Here is an 18811-nt window from a genome sequence, read left to right as displayed (position 1 = left end):
GACACCGAATGGCAAATGTCAAGGCTATTTGATTTATGTATTGACAAGTGTCAGTGGCGGGTGTCTTTTGTTTTCATCACAATAAGACTGGACATCAGGAATGGAAACGACAGGGAACCAGGGCGGCGCCGCAAGCGCTCCCCAGGGCGGCTGGACCGCGTTGATTGATGATATCGTCGCCGGGCGCTGGGTGGATCCGGAGACGGGCAAACCAGCAACTGTGCCTTACGAATCTATCGTCATCGCAGATAGCCTTGAGGGACGGGAAGCCGAACTGGTTGCCGGACTAGGGCTAGGCAACACATTCACAGTCGTGGCCGATCACGCCACCTGGGATGCGATGGGTGAACGCATCGCCCATGCTCTCCGATCGCTCGGCCCCGTCAAGACCGTTCTTCTCGACCATCCGCATGCCGATATGGCGAATGTGGCTGTGTTGACCGAAAAACTGAAAGGCGCCGAAGGTGTGGTCGCAGTGGGGTCGGGCACGATCAACGATCTGGTGAAATACGTGACCGGCCTCGATGGACGGCGGTATTGTGTATTCGGCACCGCCGCCTCGATGAACGGCTATACCTCGACCACCGCGTCTATAACCCTCGACAACGGTCTCAAAGTGTCTTTGCCATCGCATGCGCCGGCGGGTTTCTTTGTTGACCTTTCTGTCGCCGCTGCGGCGCCCACCTATCTATCGGCTGCCGGCTTCGCCGATTGCCTCGTTCGGTCTGTGGCGCAGGTGGACTGGTGGCTGTCGCATCGTCTCTTCGGGACGGCCTACGATAACGCGCCTTATATCATTCAGCAGGAGGACGAGGCGGAGCTAAACCGGCGCGCCGAGGGGATCAACCGCGGCGATGTCTCCGCAAACGGCTACCTCTACCGTGTTCTGACGATGTGCGGTCTCGGTGTCTCCTTTACCGGCATGTCGAACCATGGCTCTATGGGCGAGCACCAGATCTCCCACTACATCGATTGCTTCGCGGGAGACCGCCATCCGGGGACGCTTCATGGCCAGCAGGTTGGCGTCGGCGTGCTGACCATGGGCCGCTTACAGCGGCACTATCTGGAAAACGCGTCACCGCCGAAAATGAAGGCAACCAGGATCGATCTTCAGGGAATGTCGCGTCGCATGGGCGCAGATATTGCCCAACAATGCTTCAATGAGATTCAGCCCAAGATCTTCGATGAAAAAGAAATCGGCGCGCTCAATGAAAAGATCGCCGAGATCTGGCCGGTACTGCGGGAGGAACTGAAAGCCTTCGTCATTCCGGTCGAAGAAATGACGCGGCTGCTCAAGGCAGCAGGTGGTCCCACGACGGCACAGGAACTCGGCGTCCCGGTCGACTTTTACCGTGAGGCGGTGGTTCACTGCCGCGAGATGCGCAACCGGTATTCGTTTCTCGATATCGCCGCCGACGAAGGCATTCTCGAAGACTTCTCGCGCGGGGAGGTGTGATCTCATGCGCGCCATCGTCGAAATGCCGTTGGAAGATGCAGGCAGGATCCATACTCTGTTTGCCGATATAGACGACACGCTGACCACGGACGGACGTCTGCCGGCCTGCGCCTATCAGGCGTTGGAGCGACTTCTGGACGCCGGCATTGCTGTAGCTCCCATCACCGGCCGACCCGCTGGCTGGTGCGATATGATTGCGCGGATGTGGCCCGTTTCAGGCGTTGTAGGTGAAAACGGCGCATTCTATTTTTCCTATGATCAACACAGCCGGCGCATGCGCCGTGTTTTCGCGATCAGTAGCGATCAGCGCGCCGATGATCGTAAACGGTTGGAAACAGTGCGCGCTCGCATCCTGGCCGAAGTGCCCGGTACCGCCATTTCGGCCGACCAGCTTTATCGCGAGGCCGACCTCGCCATCGACTTTTCTGAGGATGTGCCATCCTTGCCGGCCAGCGCAGTGGACCGCATCAAGCGGATCTTCGAGGAGGAGGGTGCGGTTGCAAAGGTTTCGTCCATCCATGTCAACGGCTGGTATGGTGCCTATGACAAGTTGACGATGACGCGCCGTTTCGCGGCCGACGTGCTCGGGCTCGACATTGACCGGGATAAGGACAAGGTCGTGTTCGTCGGCGATAGTCCGAACGATGCGCCGATGTTCCACTTCTTTCCCAACGCCTGCGGCGTTGCCAATGTCCTGCATTTTCAAGGCCGCATCGAGGCTGAACCGACTTACGTAACGGCCGCTGAAGGCGGACAAGGTTTCGTCGAGGTTGCAGACCGTCTTCTGGAAGCCCGCAAGGGGAGACCGACTGCATGACGATGGCGACGTACGACCTGGCGATCATCGGTGGCGGAATCAACGGCGCTGGTCTGGCGCGCGACGCGGCCGGTCGCGGGCTCCGCGTCTTTCTGTGCGAACAGTCGGATCTTGGCTCCGCCACGTCATCGGCGTCGACCAAGCTCATTCATGGTGGCCTTCGTTACCTCGAACACTATGAATTCGGGCTCGTGCGCCATGCGCTGCGCGAGCGGGAGGTTCTGTGGCACATAGCGCCGCATATCATCTGGCCGCTCCGTTTCGTGCTGCCGCATCGCAAGGGGCTGCGGCCGGCGTGGCTGTTGCGGCTCGGATTGTTCATCTACGATCATCTCGGCGGTCGGAAAAAGCTTCCGGGAACACGGACACTCAAGCTTTCGCGTGATCCCGTCGGCGCACCCCTTCGCGACGTGTCCGCCATCGCGTTCGAATATTCCGATTGCTGGGTACAGGACAACCGCCTCGTCGTCCTCAATGCGCGCGACGCGGAAAAACGGGGCGCCGACATTCGCACGCGCACACGTTGCGTGCAGGCAAGCCGCGAGAACGGGCTGTGGCATGTGACCGTGGAGGATGCTGAAACCGGGCGATGCGAGACAATTTCTGCCCGGGCGCTTGTCAATGCCGCCGGTCCGTGGGTGGACCAGGTTCTGGCCATCGTTTTGAACCGGAAGACGCAAGCAAAAATCCGGCTCGTCAGGGGCTCTCACATTGTCGTACCGCGCCTGTACGCACACGATCGCTGCTACATTTTCCAGAATCCCGATGGACGTATCGTCTTCTCCATCCCGTACGAGGACGACTTCACACTGATCGGCACAACCGATGTCGATCATAAGGATCAACCCGAAAACGTCCGTATTTCGGATGACGAGATCGACTATCTGTGCCAGGCAGCCTCTTCCTATTTTAAGGCCGGGGTGACGCGAGAAGAGGTCGTCTGGACTTATTCCGGTGTTCGGCCACTTTACGACGACGGTGCTGCCAATGCGCAGGAAACCACGCGCGACTATGTGCTGGAATTCGACGGCGCGGAAGACGAAGCACCGCTTCTGAGTATCTTCGGTGGAAAGATTACAACCTATCGCTGCCTTGCCGAGAATGCGATGCAGAAGTTGGCAACGCGGTTCCCAGAGTGGGGTGTAAGGGCGCACTGGACGGGCAAGCATGCCTTGCCCGGCGGCGACTTTCCCGCAGGTTCAGCAGAGTTCCTGGCTCAGGATCTTACGCGGGACTATGGATTTCTGGACATACGCGCGGCGCGGCGCCTTGTCAGGCACTATGGTTCCGAGGCGCGCGCCATTCTGGTCGGTTCCCGCACACGGGCTGACCTGGGCCGGTCCTTCGGCGCCGACCTGACGGAGGCGGAGGTCCGTTTCCTGATGACCCGCGAGTATGCGCGCACGGCCGAGGATGTGGTGTTTCGCCGGACAAAAGCCGGCATCCGCATGGGCTTGAACGAGATTACCGAATTGGATGCCTGGATGGCAGAGCAACGCTCCGCGACAGGCATGCACAGTGAGAAGAAAGCAGCGGCACACTGACCGGCCGCAGCTTTGATGACGCATGCCGGCTTGCGCCGGCGTAGAGAAACAGGATCGAGCAGAGCTGAACCGGCAGAGGAGTGCGGGTTTGGCAACGGTGACGCGCGCTCATGCCGGGCGCAATAGCCGCAGTCCGCTCGCTGGAGGGTACGGAATGTCCGTCGCACAGGTGAAACGCATTGCAATATCGGACTCGCCGATCCCGTGGCTCCTGCCACTGGTTTGCTTGCTCGTGGTATTCACAATCTATCCGCTGATCTACAACGTCTGGCTGAGCTTTCACGAATTCGTGCCGACAAAGCGCGCGTTGAAATTCGTCGGCATGGCGAATTGGGTTCAGCTCTGGAACGACACGCGTTTCTGGAGCGCGCTGGGCGTCACCTTCCTCTATTTCATTGTCGCGCTGGTGTTCGAAATCATCCTCGGCATGGCAATCGCCATGCTGTTGGATGCCGAACTGCCGGGCTTCAGCGTACTGCGAGCCACACTGTCGATGACATTGGTCATCCCCCCCGCCATCGCCGGTATGATGTTCCTGTTGATGGAGGATCCGCAATTCGGCGTGCTCCCCTATCTGCTCAACACGATGGGTCTGCTCGACAAATCGACTCCAATCCTTGCCACGTCATCCCTTGCTTTGGCCGGCGTGCTTGTCGCTGAAATCTGGCAGTGGACGCCCTTCATGGTGCTGATCTTCATGGCCGGTCTTCGCTCGCTGCCGGCCGAGCCCTATGAAGCAGCGATGATCGATGGCGCCTCGTCCTTCCAGATGTTCCGCCGGCTGACGTTGCCGATGATGTCGAAGGTCATCGCGGTCGCCGTGCTCCTGCGCGGCATCGATCTCTTCCGGGTGTTCGACTATGTCTTCGTCATGACCTCGGGCGGCCCGGGAACGGCCACCTATACCGTCAGCCTTTACGCCTGGCAGCAGACCTTCTCGTTCCTGAAATGGGGGTATGGCGCAACGCTGAGCCTCGTCAGCCTGGCAATGGTGATGATCATGGCCAACGTCTTCATCAAAGTCTTCAAGGTGAGGTGGTAACATGCACCAGAGCGCTGGGACACGGACACTTCGCACGATCGCCGGCTGGCTCGTCGTGGGAGCCTTCTTCTTCCCGATCTACTTCTGGACGTCGGTTGCTTTCCGCAACGCCAAGGACATCTTCAACTGGCCGCCGAAATTTTTCGTCTTCGAACCGACGGTCAAGAATTTCGAGCAGGTATTCGGCGTTTCGCTCGGCTTCGGTTTCGGGACGCAGGAAACGGTCAATCCCGGCGGCGGCAATTTCTACATGGCGCCCCGGCTTTGGGATTCGATCGTCGTCGCCTCGATGTCGACGGTGCTCGCCATCATCGTCGCGACGCTCGCCTCCTATTCGTTGTCACGGATGAATTTTCGCGGCCGGCACGAGTTCGTCAACTGGGTGTTGTCGACCCGCATGATGCCGCCGGTCGCCGTCGCCATCCCGATGTTCTTCATCTTCAAGCAGTTCAGCCTGCTCGACACCTATATCGGCGTCATCCTGATCCACGGCCTGATGAACCTGCCGCTGGCGGTGCTGCTCTTGAAGAGTTTCTTCGACGATATCCCGGCCGAGATCGACGAAAGCGCGCTGCTTGACGGCGCGTCGCGCTGGACGATCTTCCGGCGCATCGTCCTGCCGATGGCCAAGGGCGGCATCGCCGCGACCGCGGTTCTCTGCTTCATCTTCAGCTGGACGGAATTCCTGTTCGTGCTGACGCTGACGCAGACCGGCCTAAAGACCGTACCGGTGGTGTCGTCGACCTTCGTGACATCGATTGGAACGGCCTGGGGCAACATGGCGGCGCTGGGTGCAGCGGCCATCGTACCGGCCTTTATCGTGATCCTGCTGGTCCAGCGCCATCTGGTGCGTGGCCTGACGATGGGGTCGCTGAAACAGTAATTCGGGGCGGAGGCGCTTGAATATCCGGCCGGCAATTCTGTCGTCCGTTTAAAAGTGGAGGAGAAGAGGATGAAGGACAGTATTAGAAAGATGCATCTCGCATCGATCACCGATAGGTTCGTCAAGGGCCAGATGGCCCGCCGCGACTTCCTGATGGCCGCCGGCAAGCTGGGCCTGGGTGCCGGCGCACTCGGCATGGGTTTGGGTCGCCGGCCGTTTGGCGGGTTCTCGCAGGCCAATGCACAGGAAGCACTGCAGCCGTCGCCGGAAGTGATCAAGTGGCTGCAGGACGTCGGCAAGCCGTTTGCCGGCACCACGCTCAAACTCGCCACGGAATCGACACCCCCGTCAAACGCCATCAACTCGCAGCTGAAGAAATATTTCGAGGAAGCCACCGGCATCAAGGTCGAGATCGAGGTTCTGCCGCTGGAGCAAGTTCTGCAGAAGCTGACACTCGACGTGGCCTCATCGCTCGGCACCTATGACCTCTATTATATTGACCAGAGCTGGGCGGCATCCTTCAGCAAGGACGTCTTCGATCCACGCGAGCAGATCGAGGCCAAAGCCGACCTGGCGATGCCGAACTACAATATCGATGACTTCCTGCCGGCACTGGTTGACGGTATCGCCAAGTATGAGGACCGCTGGGTCGGCGTTCCCTACGACATCCCGATCTTCATCATGATCTATCGCAAGGATATCTACGAGAAGCTCGGCCTCAAGGCACCGGCGACGCTCGAGGAACTGTACACCAATTCCAAGACCATCACCGACGAGATGGGCCCGAACGTCTACGGCACCAGCGGCCAGATGAAATCCGGCCATTACAGCCTGGAATGCGACTGGACCGCATGGCTCTGGGGCCACGGTGGCTCGATCTTCGGACCGGACGGCAAGTTCACCGGTAACGACGAAAAGGGCGTTGCGGCGCTGGAATACTGGACGAAGCTCAAGGCAACCATGCCTCCAGGCGTCGATGGCTGGACCTGGGATGGTCAGGGCCAGTCGGTGGCACAGGGTGTTGCCGCGTCGATGCTGTCTTGGGGCGAATTCTTTCCCTATTTCGACGATCCGACCCAGACCAAGGTTTCGGGCCTTTGCGAAGTTGCAGTGCCGCCGCAGCCGATTGCCCTTCGCACCGTCAAGGAAACCGGTTACGGCGAAATCCCCGGCGTCGGTCACCAGGGCGGGTCGTCTCTTGCCGTGTCGAAATACTCAAAGAGCCCGGATGCAGCCTGGCTGTTCATGCAGTGGGCGACTTGCGCCGATACACAGGCCCTCATCACCACGCTTGGTGGCGGTACGGGTCCGACCCGCACCAGCGTCTATGACGATCCGCGCGTTCTCGCCAATGCTCGCGTCGGTGCCGGCACCACCCGTCACTTGCCGATCGTGCGCGAGACGATTGCGAAATACATGGGCTCGGAACCGGACCTGCCAGAGTGGGCACAGCTGTCGAGCGACACGATCCCCGTTGGGCTGGGCAAGTATTTCGCCGGCAGCTACGGCTCGCCAAAGGAAGCCCTCGACGACATCGCTGCCCAGGTTGGCACCGTGATTAAGGGTTGATTGGACGGGCGGCGGTTTTCCGCCGTCTGCCAAACAAACGGTTCCTGGGGTTGCGATGCCACTTGCCCTCTTCCAGTGGCATTCGCATCCCGGGGATCGACAAAACAAATGCGGGAGGCTGAAACATGGCGGACAAGCCGCTGATTGCAATTACAGGTGCGAGCTCCGGCATCGGCGAGGCGACGGCGCGGGCCTTTTCGGCCGCCGGCCACCCGGTGCTGCTGATGGCACGCCGTCTCGATCGCCTGGAGGCGCTGAGGCTGCCGGACGCCGTGCTGAAACAAGTCGATGTCCGTGACCGCGCCGCACTGACCGCAGCCGTCGCCGACGCCGAAAGTCAATTTGGCCCGGTGGACATGATGTTCGCCAATGCCGGCATCGCCCGTCTCGGCGACATCGCCAAGCAGCCGCCGGAAGAATGGGACGAGATGATCGACATCAATACCAAGGGCGTAATGAATTCCGTCCATGCGGTGATGAACGGCATGATCGCTCGCCGCCACGGCACGCTGATGATGATGAGTTCGATCGCCGGCCGCAAGGTCTATCCGGATCACACCGTCTACTGCGGCACCAAATATTTCGTCCATGCGGTCTCGGAAAGCTTCCGCGAGTATCTGGCACCGCACAATGTGCGCGTCATCGTTCTGTCGCCTGGCATCATCGACACCGAGGTGCTCGACCATGTGAAGGACGAGACTACGCTCGCCAATTACAAGGCCAACAAGGAGGCGATCGGCGGCGGCATTTCCGCCGATATCGTCGCCGAGTTGATCCTCAATGCTTACAATCTGCCTCAAAAGGCGATCGTGCAGGAAATCGTCATCACCCCGACCCGGCAGAAATACTGACCGGCACGCGACCGTCAGCAATACTAGAAGACGAGTGGAGCAGAAATTTATGGCAACCGTGGAATACAAGAGCATCGGCAAGTCGTTTGGTGCCTTCAACATCATGCGGGATATTTCGTTCCTGATCGAGGATCACCAGTTCGTCGTGCTGCTCGGGCCTTCGGGTTGCGGCAAGACCACCTTGCTGCGCATGACAGCCGGGCTCGAAACCGTCAGCGAAGGTGATCTTTTCATCGGCGGCAAACGGGTGAACGATATGCATCCGCGCGACCGTGATATTGCCATGGTGTTTCAGAACTATGCGCTCTACCCGACAATGAAGGTCTACGAAAACATTGCCTTCAGTCTCGAAGTGGCAAAGCAGCCACCGGCCGAAATCAAGCGGCGGGTCGAGCATGCCGCCGAAATCCTCAATCTGACGCCGTATCTCCAGCGCTATCCGAAAGAACTTTCCGGCGGCCAGCGCCAGCGGGTCGCCATGGGTCGCGCCATGGTGCGCGAGGCGGCGGTCTTCCTGTTCGACGAGCCGCTCTCCAATCTCGATGCCAAGCTCCGTGCGCACATGCGCACCGAAATCCGGCAGTTGCACAATCGTCTCAAGACGACAACGATCTATGTGACCCACGACCAGATCGAGGCGATGACGATGGCCGACAAGATCGTCGTCATGCGAGCCGGGAAGATCGAGCAGATTGGCACGCCCGACGATGTCTATGATAGACCCGCAAGCAAATATGTCGCCGATTTCATCGGTTCATCGGCGATCAATTTCCTGACGGGGACGATCGTCGCGGACCAGGGAGCTCCAGCTGCGGAGACCAAGGCCGGCCTTATCCGGCTCGAGCCGTCCCTCAAACTATCTGCAGGCCAGCGGGTGATCTGCGGCGTCCGCCCGACAGATGTCACGGTCGATCCGCAGGGATCCATTGTAGCCCGGTCGCTGCTAATCGAACGCATGGGGCATGAAGCTCAGCTCTGCTGCGAGGGGCCGGAAGGTCAGTTCCTGGCGATCGTCGACAAGTCTGCGCATTTTGACGAGCGGATGGATGTCCGTTTCTCGATTGCGCCCGAAAAGGTCCACGTCTTCGACGCCGCAACGGAAAACCGGGTCTGACACATACGCATCTAGATATCTAACGTTTGTAACCCGGTTCGCCAACAACGCGGGAAGAGAGGTGATAGTCATGAAATCGAGATGGAACGACACCGAGTTTACATCCGTGGTCGAGGCTTATGTTGGAAAGGGCATCAACCGCGATCTAGCGGTCCGAACCTATACAACGCGACTGCTCGGACAGGATCCGGAACTAGTGCTGCACGGCGGCGGCAATACATCGGTCAAGACGGCATGGACTGATCGGGACGGCACCTCGGTTGATGTGCTTTGTGTCAAGGGCAGCGGTTGGGACATGGGCACTATAGAGCCACAGGGCTTGCCGGCCGTGCGGTTGGACCCGCTGAAAGCGATGGTCGGTTTCGATGAGCTGAGCGATGATGAGATGGTGATGTTGCAGCGGCGGCTGCTGATGGATCCGAACGCGCCTAACCCTTCGGTCGAAGCCATCCTGCACGCCCTGTTGCCATTCCGGCATATCGACCACACCCATGCTAACGCGATAGTCTCTCTGACAAACCAGCCGCATGGCGAAGACCTTATCCGAGAACTGTTCCCTGATACGATCGTCGTGCCCTATGTGATGCCTGGCTTCCTTCTCGCGAAGGCTTGTGATGCAGCCTTCCGCGCCAATCCCAAAGGCGACGGCATGGTTCTCCTGAAACACGGAATTTTCACTTGGTCTGACGATCCGCGCGCGGCCTATGAGGACATGATCGCTAAGATCGACCGCGCGCAACACAGGCTGGCGAAAGGTCGGGCAAAGCCGTTTACTTCCGCCAAAGTGCCAAAATCGCTCGCCAGTGTGGCGGAAATCGCACCGATCTTGCGCGGCGCCATCGCCATCGATACCGGCTTAGAGGGCGCACCGAAACGTTTGATACTGGAACACCGCTGCACAGAGAGCGTGCTCGACTTCTGCAATGCGGAAAATGTGGAGAGCCTGGTCAGGCGCGGCAATGCGACGCCGGAGCATGTCATCCATATCAAGCGCCACGGTGTTGCGCTGCCGGCACCGGTGGCAGGCGAACTCGATACCTGGAAGGACATGGCCCAGGTCGCCGTTGATGCTTATCAGGCGGACTACCGGGCTTATTTCGAACGCAACAATGGTCGCGTCGGCGGCGGAAAAACGATGCTCGATCCTATGCCGCGTGTCTTTTACGTTGCGGGTGTTGGATTGTTCGCCGCGGGCGCCACGCGCAAGAACGCACTCGTCGGTGCAGATGTGGCAGAAGCAACGGTCGATGTTATCACCAAGGCGGAGGGCATCGAATCCTTTGAAGCGCTCTCCGAGGCTGACCTATTCGATATTGAATACTGGTCACTCGAACAGGTCAAGCTGACCAAGCAGGTGGAAAAGCCCCTGACCCGGCAGATAGCAGTCGTGACAGGTGCCGCCGGCGGACTAGGCCTCGCCATCGCCGAAGCACTTCGCTCCGAGGGCGCCGAGGTTGCGCTGATCGACATTGCACAGGACGCCGTAACTCACCAGGCAAAGCGGCTAGGAGGGTTCGGCGTCGCCTGCGACGTGACCGACCCGGCCGCAGTGGATGCCGCCATTGCCAAGGTGGCGAGCCATTTCGGCGGGGTGGACATCCTGATCTCCAACGCAGGAGCAGCCTTTCAGGGCTCGCTGATCGACGTGCCAGAGGAGACGTTCAGGAAGGCGTTCGAATTGAATTTCTGGAGCCATCATTACATGGCCCGAGCCGCCGTGCGTGTGATGGAGAAGCAGAAGACCGGCGGCGCCATCGTCTTCAATGTTTCCAAGCAGGCTGTCAATCCAGGTGCGGATTTCGGCCCCTACGGCACCTCCAAGGCCGCGCTGATGGCGCTGATGCGCCAATATGCAGTCGAGCACGGCGCATCCGGCATCACATCCAATGCCGTCAATGCTGACCGGATCCGCACGGGTCTAATGACGGACGAGATGGTCACTGAAAGAAGCCGCGCGCGCGGCCTGACACCCGAAGCCTATATGCGCGGCAACCTTGTTGGCCGCGAGGTAACGGGTGCCGATGTGGCAGCCGCCTTCGTGCATCTCGCTAAGGCGCGCTCAAGCACCGGCGCGGTTATCACGGTCGATGGCGGCAATGTCGCTGCTATGATGCGGTAGCGGGTCGGCTTTCCGTTTCGAACCACACCAAGAGGAGGATTACCGTGGCAAAAATCGTTGTACTCGGTGCGGGTGTCATGGGCACCGCGCTTTGCGTACCCGCTGCAGACAACGGCCACAAGGTGCTGCTCGTCGGCACGCCGCTCGATCAGGACATCGTCGTTACCATGCGGCGTCCGGGCGGGATCCATCCCAAACTCGACGCTGCCCCGCCCGCCGGCGTCGAGGCGATCCGCTTCGACGAACTGCGATCGGAGCACCTCGCGAACGCGGATATCATTGTTGTCGGAGTGAGTAGCCCAGGCATTGGCTGGGTGACCGACATTCTTAACCGGGTCATGACGGAGGCCTGTCCCATAGCCTTTGTGACAAAAGGACTTGAGTCTGCGGGTTCCGCCGTATCGACCTATGCCCAAACGCTTCCCTCCCGTATTCCGCTGATGAGCGCTTTCATCGGGATCGGCGGACCGTGTATCGCCCGCGAACTCGCCAACCGTCTGCCGACGGCATGCATCTACGCCTGTGAGGATATTTCGGTCGCCGAACAGCTCGCCGCGATCATGCAAACGGACTATTACCGTCTGTCGGTGACGACGGACGTCACGGGCGTCGAAGCTTGTGCCGCGCTCAAGAATTTCTACGCGATCGGCGTGAGCGCCATGCAGACGCGGTATCCCGATCAAAGACGTGCGGACGGCCAATCTAAGAATCCGACGGCTGCAGTCTTCACCCAGGCAACTTTGGAAATGGCCAGACTATGCGAGAGGCTGGGCGGGCAAACCACAACGGCATTCGGGCTGGCCGGATTGGGCGATCTGCATGTCACTGTTGGCGGAGGGCGTAACAGCCGCCTAGGCCAAGGATTGGGAACTGGCCGCACAGTCGTTGAAATGTTGTCGAGCGAACTGTTTGGCGAAACGGTCGAAGGTGTGGATACAGCGCGGGTTCTGGCGAATATGGCGCTTGAGAAGCAACATACCGATGAAGGTCCGCTCGCTTATTTCCCTCTGGCGTCTGCCATCATGGACGCCGTTCTTCAGCAGAAACGCTTCTCGTTGGATTTTTCAAACCTCATTGTCCAGTAAACCGGGTCGTTGATTTCCAGTGAAATCTGCGGCTTTTCGCAGAGAGCCCGTTTGCCGGCTCTTATGCAGGACAGCGACAAGGGCGCGTGCGTGAAATCGGGGCTTGCGATGATAACTGCGTCCACGTCCAGACGAGCGGACACCCGGTCGGGTCTGAGTCGACGTCGTGAGCGCCGTAGGCGTCCGCCACCTTGCGGGCGCGATCTGCATCCATGTCGCAAACGACCTGGAGGCTCGCCCCCGGCAGATCCGCTGCTGCATCGGCAGAACCACGAGCGATGTGTGCAAGCATTCATCGACGAGAAACTTCACGTAGCCGTGCCCGAGGGCTTTTCGGTGGCGGCCTTTCCGAGAGGCAATCGCTTCACCGACTTCACTTTCAGTCCCTGCTCCGACAATTTTCGTGGCCGCCCACGGGCAGGATGAGCCGCTGCCCAGATTTCGGCCAGGTCCACCATGCGCGCAGTGAGAGCCGGATAGCCCTCGACGATCTCCTCCGTGGGAGCGCCTTGCGACCGGTATGACGGGCCGACGATTAAAGAGCGCTCGCGCTTTGCTGCGGAGATTGTTGGCGCCCTGCGCGAAGGCAAGCATCCTATCTTGCGACCTATCCTCTCGGCGGTTATACTGTTTTTGAAAAACAGTATAACGCCGGAGTCGAACTTATGAAGTCCATCGACCTCATGTATCAGACGATGCTCGCCGAGCTCGGTCAGCGCTCGCTCGACGCCGCCTGGACGGCCGATTTCCCTCCAGAGGGTCGGTTCACTCCGGCGAACATCAAGGGGCGCAAGTACTGGTACTTCGACATCCCAGATGGACATGGTGGTACGAAACGTCGTTATGTCGGTTCTGCTGAAGATCCGGATATCGCGCGGCGCGTAGCTGATCATAAGCGGGACAAGGACGATCTACGCGCTCGCAGGCGCTTGGTAAATACCCTGACCCGCGAAGGCGGGATGATCGCCCCTGATGCCATGTCGGGCGACATCGTCGAGGCTCTTGCCGATGGCGGTCTCTTTCGGCTCCGAGGTGTTCTCATCGGCACGGTGGCCTTTCAATGCTATGCAGGACTGCTGGGCGTCCGCCTCCCCATGGCTGCGATCCTGACCGGCGATGCGGACATCGCCCAGGACCACGCCATCAGTCGCGAGGTTGAAGACAGTCTGCCTCCGATCGTTGAGCTGCTGCAGGGCGTCGACCCCAGCTTCCGGCCAGTTCCACATCGATCGGGGTCCGCGGCCTCGTCGGCGTTTCAGAACGCCAACGGCTACAGGGTTGAGTTCCTGACGTCGAACCGTGGTTCTGATGACTACATCGACCAGCCGGCGAAGATGCCCGCCCTTGGTGGCGCCAGCGCGGATCCACTACGCTTTCTCGACTTCCTCATAAGGGAACCCGTCAGGACAATGCTGCTCCACCGAAGCGGTGTCTCAGTCGTCGTCCCTGATCCGTCCCGGTATGCGGTCCACAAGCTCATAGTCGCCAGCCGCCGACACACTGACCGGCAGGGACTGGCGAAGCGAGAAAAGGACGTTCGTCAAGCTGCGCTGCTCTTTGAAGCCCTGCAGCAGACAAGGCGATCTGCCGACTTGGCGCTCGTCTACAACGAAGCATGGGAGCGCGGGCCTGCCTGGCAAGAAGGTATTCGAACCGGGGCGGGAATGCTGCCGGCACAAGATGCCGAGCGATTCAACACGGTCCTGATCGAGGGCGCAAAAAGAAACCGCGAAGAAATTGAACTTCCGCTTGGAGTATAGGCTGTCTTCAGCTTCGACAGCCAAGCTGTTGATTTGATTCGAAGAGCCGAAGACAAATATGGTGCCGAGAGTTCGAGGCCCAAGGCGATTTGCACGAGCGGGACAGCTAGAGAAAGCACGTCCGCATCTCGTTTGTTCAAAGACATATCCCGCACAAGCGGGGAGCGGCCGTTTGCAGGGTCTTCTTCTTGACCGCAATCCCAATCATTGAGCGCTGACGCTATCCCCAGCCCAGCCAATTCAGGTGGCGGATCGTGGCTGACGCCGATGAGCACCGTCGCAAACGTTCAACACTTTCAATATTTCTTCTTGCGGACGATCTTGTTGCCGCGGGGTCCGCTCACGACCGGTGTCCGGTCGCGATTTTCTGTAAGCAGGTTCCGCCAGCGTTCCAGGCGATCGGCGACCAGGGCACCGCTTGCGACAGCTGCCTGAACGGCGCACCCCGGTTCATGGGCATGGGTGCAGTCGCGAAAGCGGCAAAGCGGCGCCAGTTCGGTTATTTCAGCAAAGAGGGTGTCGATACCGTCGGTAACATCACTCACGTAAAGCGTCCTTATTCCCGGGGTATCGATGACCCAGCCGCCGCCTGAAATTGCATGCAGGGATCGTGCGGTGGTTGTGTGTCGGCCCTGCGCGTCATATTCGCGGATGGTGCCTGTCTTTTGCTTTGTGTCAGATTCAGGCCCGGTCATGGTGTTCACCAGTGTTGATTTTCCGACACCAGAAGACCCCACCAACGCAACTGTTTGGCCGATGCCGCACCAGTGCCTCAACAGGGAAACTGCGTCCGCGGAGCGCCCATTCAAGGCAATGACAGGCAGGTCACGCTGCAAAGCCTCGGCTTGCGCCTGGAACATGCCGGCATCTTCCGCGGTGTCGGCCTTTGTCAGCACAATCACCGGATTGCTCCCGGCCTGGTTGGCCATGATCAGGTAACGTTCCAGCCGAGCAAGATTAAAATCGGCATTGCACGAGGTCACGATCAACAGGGTGTCGACGTTGGCGGCAACAAGTTGCTGGCCACGCCCGCCTTCCGGTCGTCGCTGAAAGACGCTTTTTCGGTCGAGACGTCTGATGAGCATGTCGGTCAGTGGATCGGCAAGAACCCAGTCGCCGACCGCGTAGTCACCAGTATTGGTATTGGCTGGAAATTCCAGTCCGACCGGCCCGGTGACATCGATTGCCTCGATGCGTGCCCGGTGAACGGAAGCAATGCGTCTGGGGATCAAGTCAGCTTCGCTGGGCTGGACCTGGTCCGCGAAGAATTCTGACCACCCAAGCAGTTCCAGCGGCGGAGAAAGTTGGGAGCTGGTCAAATCCTGTTCCACATTCGTTAAGGCTGCCATAAAGGGTTTTCAATGATCTTCCGCGGCTTCTCGCCTAGCTGCGTGGATGATCCCGTTTTGGCAACGAGGTTGCGTAAGCAGCAGCTTCGCCGGGGTAGGGGAAATCGTCCCCGAGCTGACGGTCGCCATCGTAGACTTTGAAGCTGGGCCCTTCAACTTCAACGATCTTATAGCCATTCACGTATTCGATCTTCGGTGTTTTCCAGCCCATCAAAGCTCTCCGATCCGGTCCGAGGCTCTCTGAAGATGGTGCCAAGACCTCATACTCGGCGGTCCTATCAGGTGCTTCACGATTAGCCAACGCCGGGTCGATCCTGTTCAAGGCGAATGTCGATTATTTAATGAAGCGAGCTCATCCTGGAGGAAGAGAAGGAATTCAACGCCCGCATGGCCCGTTTCCGGTCGGAACAGACCATTCTCAAATGGCGCCTTGAACAGCTAGATCAAACCTTATCTGGCTTACGCGAGCAGGAAGCTGCAGTTCAGAAGCAGGCCGAGGTCGTAAAGGACGAGCTGCAAGGCAAGCAGTCGCCGGTCGAACGGGGGCTGATCAATCGATCAGATTACACGGAGCTTCTGGGCATCGACGCCGATCTGTTGGGGCAAGCGCTGCCATCGCCTCTGAACAGGCAACAACCGGCTCGCAAATCGCGGAAGCCAAGGAGCAGGTGGAACGCCTGCGAACCCAACGCACGGAAGAAGCCGTTACAAAACTGAATGAAACAGTTACCTGCCCCGATGTTAGAATTTTCGTGGCAGCGATATCACCTGACCCGACAGGGCTCACATCGTCCGGCCAAAAACTGTGACCGGGGAGCGACCGCAATTTGCGGACGATCTCCATCACGAGTGACGGTGAACCGGGAGAGTTGGGATATTTGGGGTTGCCGACAATCCGGATGACACCATTTTCGGTAATGGGGCAGGTAGCCCACGCGGTCTGACCCATCGCCGCGAACCATTCGTGCGCATCATCATGGGCTACATGGCCCGGATCGATTAAGGCAATCAGCACATTGACGTCGAGCAGGAAAGTCACTGCAGTTCGTCACGCAAGGCGTTCACGATTTCGAGCGTCACTGGCGGCGCATCCGGCCGAGCTGACAGGAGAGGAATGCCATTGCGCTCGCGGCTGCTGGGCGGTCGGCGCAGAGAACGTCTCGCCAGCTCAAAAATGACCTCGCCGACGCTCCGGTGCTGCTGGGTTGCCATCGCCTTTGCGGCGATCAGGACATCGTCGTCGATTGCCAAGGTCGTTCTCATATCCGCCTCATCACGCATCATATAAAGCAGGTGGCCGGCCTTCTCAAGGTTGATACCGAAAGGACGCACCATTGCGCCAACCTGTTCACCGGCGAAAACGATTGAAAACGCATTCTCAAATCTGTGCGCGAACCACGGGTCTCCGGTTCGAACCTGCTCAAGGCGAACGATCGGAAAAATGCGAAAGATCGGCAGAACTATTTAGGTGTTTAGTTGCGAGCATTGGCCGGCTTATGCAATGAAGCGCCTGCCTTTTTGGCCGCCGCCTGAAGACGCTTGTCCCTGGTCCATAACGCCGCTCGCCGATCAAGCAGTATCGAGGCGAGCAAGTGGGCATCTGTATAGCCGATGCCCATACTGAAAATGCCGTGACGATCAATCATTGTCATCACTTCGTCATGCGTTGCGACGAACGCTTGGCGCTGGGCTGCCAGAAACGCTATCACGCGCCCGCGATCTCGAAGGCTGCCAAGCGCCAGTTCGCCAACTACAGCCGGATGGCAGAGTAGACGATCGTCCTCAATGATCGTCCGAAGTTCCGCATCAACATGGCGGAAATGATCGATCCATATAGAAGTGTCTGCCAGTATCACTTGGCAGCTGCGCTCCGGCGACGTGGAGCTGCCTCTGCATCGGGCATAGTTCCGCCGAGCGCGATGAGGCGTTTTCCGGACTCTACTCGAACAAGCGTCTCCAACGCCTGGCGGACTATAGCAGCGGTTTCTTTTGTGCCGGTCAGGGACCTGGCCCTTTCCATGAGAGTGTCGTCTAGATTGATAGTCGATCGCATCGTTTCTTATCCTGTTCAGGCGCTTTAACTAGCACCATTTGGTGATAAAATCTACGCCTAGTTCCCACATCGATACCTGAGGACCGCCGAGTGAGAGCGGGAGCTGCGCGACCGCGTGGCGGCTACCGTAGCCGATCAGGTCACTAGCGCTCGCTTGCTTCGACCTATTTCGACATCTTCTGAATCTTCTCGATCTGGACGTCGATGATCGTCTGCGCGGCAGGCGGGACAACATCCCATTTCATCAACACGACCCCGGCCGAGCCACTCCGGCAGGCTGTTGCCATAGCTGATGGAAAGCCGGTCAGGATTGGGGGCGGTGCCAGTGTTGTGCGCGACTTCCTCTGAGGCAACGGCCAAAAAGATGTCCGGATGTTCGACGCGATTGTGTAGGTGATCACCATTGGGGTCGCCTCGGGGAAAGCGGCGAACATGCGCTGCCGAAACGACGTGACATCGCCTTTTTGGACTGTTGTGAACCGCCTCACCAGCCATAGCTGAAGGTGGCACCACTGCCGTTATCCCCATCCTGCACCCTGGGCGGGCAAACCACAACGGCATTCGGGCTGGCCGGACTGGGCGATCTGCACGTCACTGTTGGCGGAGGGCGTAACAGCCGCCTCCGCCAGGGATTGGGAACTGGCCGCACAGTCGTTGAAATGTTGTCGAGCGAACTGTTTGGCGAAACGGTCGAAGGTGTGGATACAGCGCGGGTTCTGGCGAATATGGCGCTTGAGAAGCAACATACCGATGAAGATCCGCTCGCTTATTTCCCTCTGGCGTCTGCCATCATGAACGCCGTTCTTCAGCAGAAACGCTTCACGTTGGATTTTTCAAACCTCATTGTCCAGTAGACCGGGTCGTTGATTTCCAGTGAAATCTGTCAGTATTTATTGGAAGTCGCTAATGGAATGCACAAAGCAACTCGGGCAGCATATGTGCATGGTGAGATTCTGTTTCGATGGATCGGATTTATCGTAAGCATCCGGTGAAGGCCGCAGATTAGGCTGCTTGAGCGTTCAGTCCGTGTAGCTGCCAATTCCACGGAAGCAATTGCACCAGCTTACTGATTGGCGTGTCGGCGATGCGGGCCAGGACGTCAGCAAGCCAAGTCTGCGGATCGATGTCGTTGAGCAGCCACATTGCGAATTACCCGTGAATCATATATA

The 18811-nt window shown here is 58.9% G+C and carries 19 protein-coding genes and 4 pseudogenes; 13 read left to right on the top strand and 10 right to left on the bottom strand.

Annotation, left to right across the window (positions count from 1 at the left end; all coding sequences use genetic code 11):
* Positions 1–100 precede the first annotated feature (100 nt).
* The 10 genes from BS629_RS19810 to BS629_RS19765 all read left to right on the top strand — a co-directional run bounded on the left by BS629_RS19810 (position 101) and on the right by BS629_RS19765 (position 12480).
* On the top strand, positions 101–1456 hold the full coding sequence (locus BS629_RS19810) for a sn-glycerol-1-phosphate dehydrogenase (protein ID WP_018245337.1): 1356 nt from the start codon (positions 101–103) through the stop codon (positions 1454–1456).
* Between the two features lie 4 nt (positions 1457–1460).
* Complete coding sequence (locus BS629_RS19805; protein ID WP_018245336.1) at positions 1461–2273, top strand: HAD-IIB family hydrolase; 813 nt, start codon at positions 1461–1463, stop codon at positions 2271–2273.
* Positions 2270–3817: a glycerol-3-phosphate dehydrogenase gene (gene glpD / locus BS629_RS19800; protein WP_018245335.1), complete on the top strand. Its 1548-nt coding sequence runs from the start codon at positions 2270–2272 to the stop codon at positions 3815–3817. Before BS629_RS19805 ends, glpD begins: the two co-directional genes overlap by 4 nt.
* Positions 3818–3971: 154 nt before the next feature.
* Entirely contained in the window at positions 3972–4859 is an 888-nt protein-coding gene (locus BS629_RS19795) for a carbohydrate ABC transporter permease (protein WP_018245334.1), read from the top strand.
* Between the two features lies 1 nt (position 4860).
* The gene (locus BS629_RS19790; protein ID WP_018245333.1) at positions 4861–5742 is read left to right on the top strand and encodes a carbohydrate ABC transporter permease; all 882 of its coding nucleotides are present in this window, start codon (positions 4861–4863) and stop codon (positions 5740–5742) included.
* Between the two features lie 69 nt (positions 5743–5811).
* On the top strand, positions 5812–7311 hold the full coding sequence (locus tag BS629_RS19785) for an ABC transporter substrate-binding protein (protein ID WP_018245332.1): 1500 nt from the start codon (positions 5812–5814) through the stop codon (positions 7309–7311).
* Positions 7312–7436: 125 nt separating this feature from the next.
* On the top strand, positions 7437–8162 hold the full coding sequence (locus BS629_RS19780; RefSeq protein ID WP_018245331.1) for an SDR family oxidoreductase: 726 nt from the start codon (positions 7437–7439) through the stop codon (positions 8160–8162).
* 49 nt (positions 8163–8211) lie between these two features.
* Positions 8212–9276 (top strand): ABC transporter ATP-binding protein, encoded by a 1065-nt coding sequence (locus BS629_RS19775; protein ID WP_018245330.1) that lies wholly within the window; start codon positions 8212–8214, stop codon positions 9274–9276.
* 70 nt (positions 9277–9346) lie between these two features.
* Entirely contained in the window at positions 9347–11395 is a 2049-nt protein-coding gene (locus BS629_RS19770) for a bifunctional aldolase/short-chain dehydrogenase (RefSeq protein WP_018245329.1), read from the top strand.
* Positions 11396–11439: 44 nt separating this feature from the next.
* Complete coding sequence (locus BS629_RS19765) at positions 11440–12480, top strand: NAD(P)H-dependent glycerol-3-phosphate dehydrogenase (protein WP_018245328.1); 1041 nt, start codon at positions 11440–11442, stop codon at positions 12478–12480.
* Between the two features lie 29 nt (positions 12481–12509).
* Here the strand turns inward: BS629_RS19765 and BS629_RS19760 are convergent.
* Both BS629_RS19760 and BS629_RS39855 read right to left on the bottom strand, forming a co-directional pair.
* Positions 12510–12772 (bottom strand): annotated as a pseudogene (locus BS629_RS19760) (Gfo/Idh/MocA family protein); the annotation flags it as partial.
* 16 nt (positions 12773–12788) lie between these two features.
* Positions 12789–12992, bottom strand: a pseudogene (locus tag BS629_RS39855) (DUF433 domain-containing protein); the annotation flags it as partial.
* A gap of 153 nt (positions 12993–13145) precedes the next feature.
* On the opposite strand from BS629_RS39855, the gene BS629_RS19750 reads away from it, so the two are divergent.
* Positions 13146–14240, top strand: coding sequence for a nucleotidyltransferase family protein (locus tag BS629_RS19750; RefSeq protein WP_018245327.1), 1095 nt, complete (start codon positions 13146–13148; stop codon positions 14238–14240).
* A gap of 296 nt (positions 14241–14536) precedes the next feature.
* Here the strand turns inward: BS629_RS19750 and rsgA are convergent, their stop codons facing one another.
* Positions 14537–15589 carry a ribosome small subunit-dependent GTPase A gene (gene rsgA / locus BS629_RS19745; protein ID WP_018245326.1) on the bottom strand — a complete coding sequence of 351 codons (1053 nt, stop codon included), beginning with the start codon at positions 15587–15589 and terminating at the stop codon, positions 14537–14539.
* Positions 15590–15623: 34 nt separating this feature from the next.
* Positions 15624–15800, bottom strand: coding sequence for a hypothetical protein (locus BS629_RS39265; protein WP_018071841.1), 177 nt, complete (start codon positions 15798–15800; stop codon positions 15624–15626).
* A gap of 176 nt (positions 15801–15976) precedes the next feature.
* Between BS629_RS39265 and BS629_RS38940 the strand changes: the two genes are divergently transcribed.
* The gene (locus BS629_RS38940) at positions 15977–16306 is read left to right on the top strand and encodes a hypothetical protein (protein WP_018517229.1); all 330 of its coding nucleotides are present in this window, start codon (positions 15977–15979) and stop codon (positions 16304–16306) included.
* Here BS629_RS38940 and BS629_RS39850 read toward each other — a convergent pair.
* From BS629_RS39850 to BS629_RS38935, 5 genes and pseudogenes are all read right to left on the bottom strand, one after another.
* Positions 16290–16628: pseudogene (locus tag BS629_RS39850) on the bottom strand (PIN domain-containing protein); the annotation flags it as partial. The gene BS629_RS38940 and the pseudogene BS629_RS39850 sit on opposite strands and share 17 nt — an antisense overlap.
* Positions 16625–16852 (bottom strand): CopG family transcriptional regulator, encoded by a 228-nt coding sequence (locus BS629_RS19735; RefSeq protein ID WP_085990123.1) that lies wholly within the window; start codon positions 16850–16852, stop codon positions 16625–16627. The gene BS629_RS19735 and the pseudogene BS629_RS39850, both read right to left, overlap by 4 nt.
* A gap of 209 nt (positions 16853–17061) precedes the next feature.
* Positions 17062–17445 (bottom strand): type II toxin-antitoxin system VapC family toxin, encoded by a 384-nt coding sequence (locus BS629_RS19730; RefSeq protein ID WP_018245324.1) that lies wholly within the window; start codon positions 17443–17445, stop codon positions 17062–17064.
* Entirely contained in the window at positions 17442–17642 is a 201-nt protein-coding gene (locus tag BS629_RS19725) for a type II toxin-antitoxin system VapB family antitoxin (RefSeq protein ID WP_018245323.1), read from the bottom strand. Before BS629_RS19725 ends, BS629_RS19730 begins: the two co-directional genes overlap by 4 nt.
* 164 nt (positions 17643–17806) lie before the next feature.
* The gene (locus BS629_RS38935; protein ID WP_155256963.1) at positions 17807–18046 is read right to left on the bottom strand and encodes a hypothetical protein; all 240 of its coding nucleotides are present in this window, start codon (positions 18044–18046) and stop codon (positions 17807–17809) included.
* A 99-nt stretch (positions 18047–18145) separates the two neighbouring features.
* Between BS629_RS38935 and BS629_RS19715 the strand changes: the two genes are divergently transcribed.
* Positions 18146–18496 (top strand): hypothetical protein, encoded by a 351-nt coding sequence (locus tag BS629_RS19715; RefSeq protein ID WP_080646143.1) that lies wholly within the window; start codon positions 18146–18148, stop codon positions 18494–18496.
* A gap of 148 nt (positions 18497–18644) precedes the next feature.
* On the opposite strand, the pseudogene BS629_RS19710 reads toward BS629_RS19715, so the two are convergent.
* Positions 18645–18776 (bottom strand): annotated as a pseudogene (locus BS629_RS19710) (transposase domain-containing protein); the annotation flags it as partial.
* Between the last annotated feature and the right edge of the window lie 35 nt (positions 18777–18811).

This window comes from Rhizobium leguminosarum bv. viciae USDA 2370 (assembly GCF_002008365.1).
GTDB classification, from domain to species: Bacteria; Pseudomonadota; Alphaproteobacteria; order Rhizobiales; family Rhizobiaceae; genus Rhizobium; species Rhizobium leguminosarum.
Note: the sequence above shows the minus strand (reverse complement) of the source record. Positions and strands in the feature narration are given on the sequence as shown.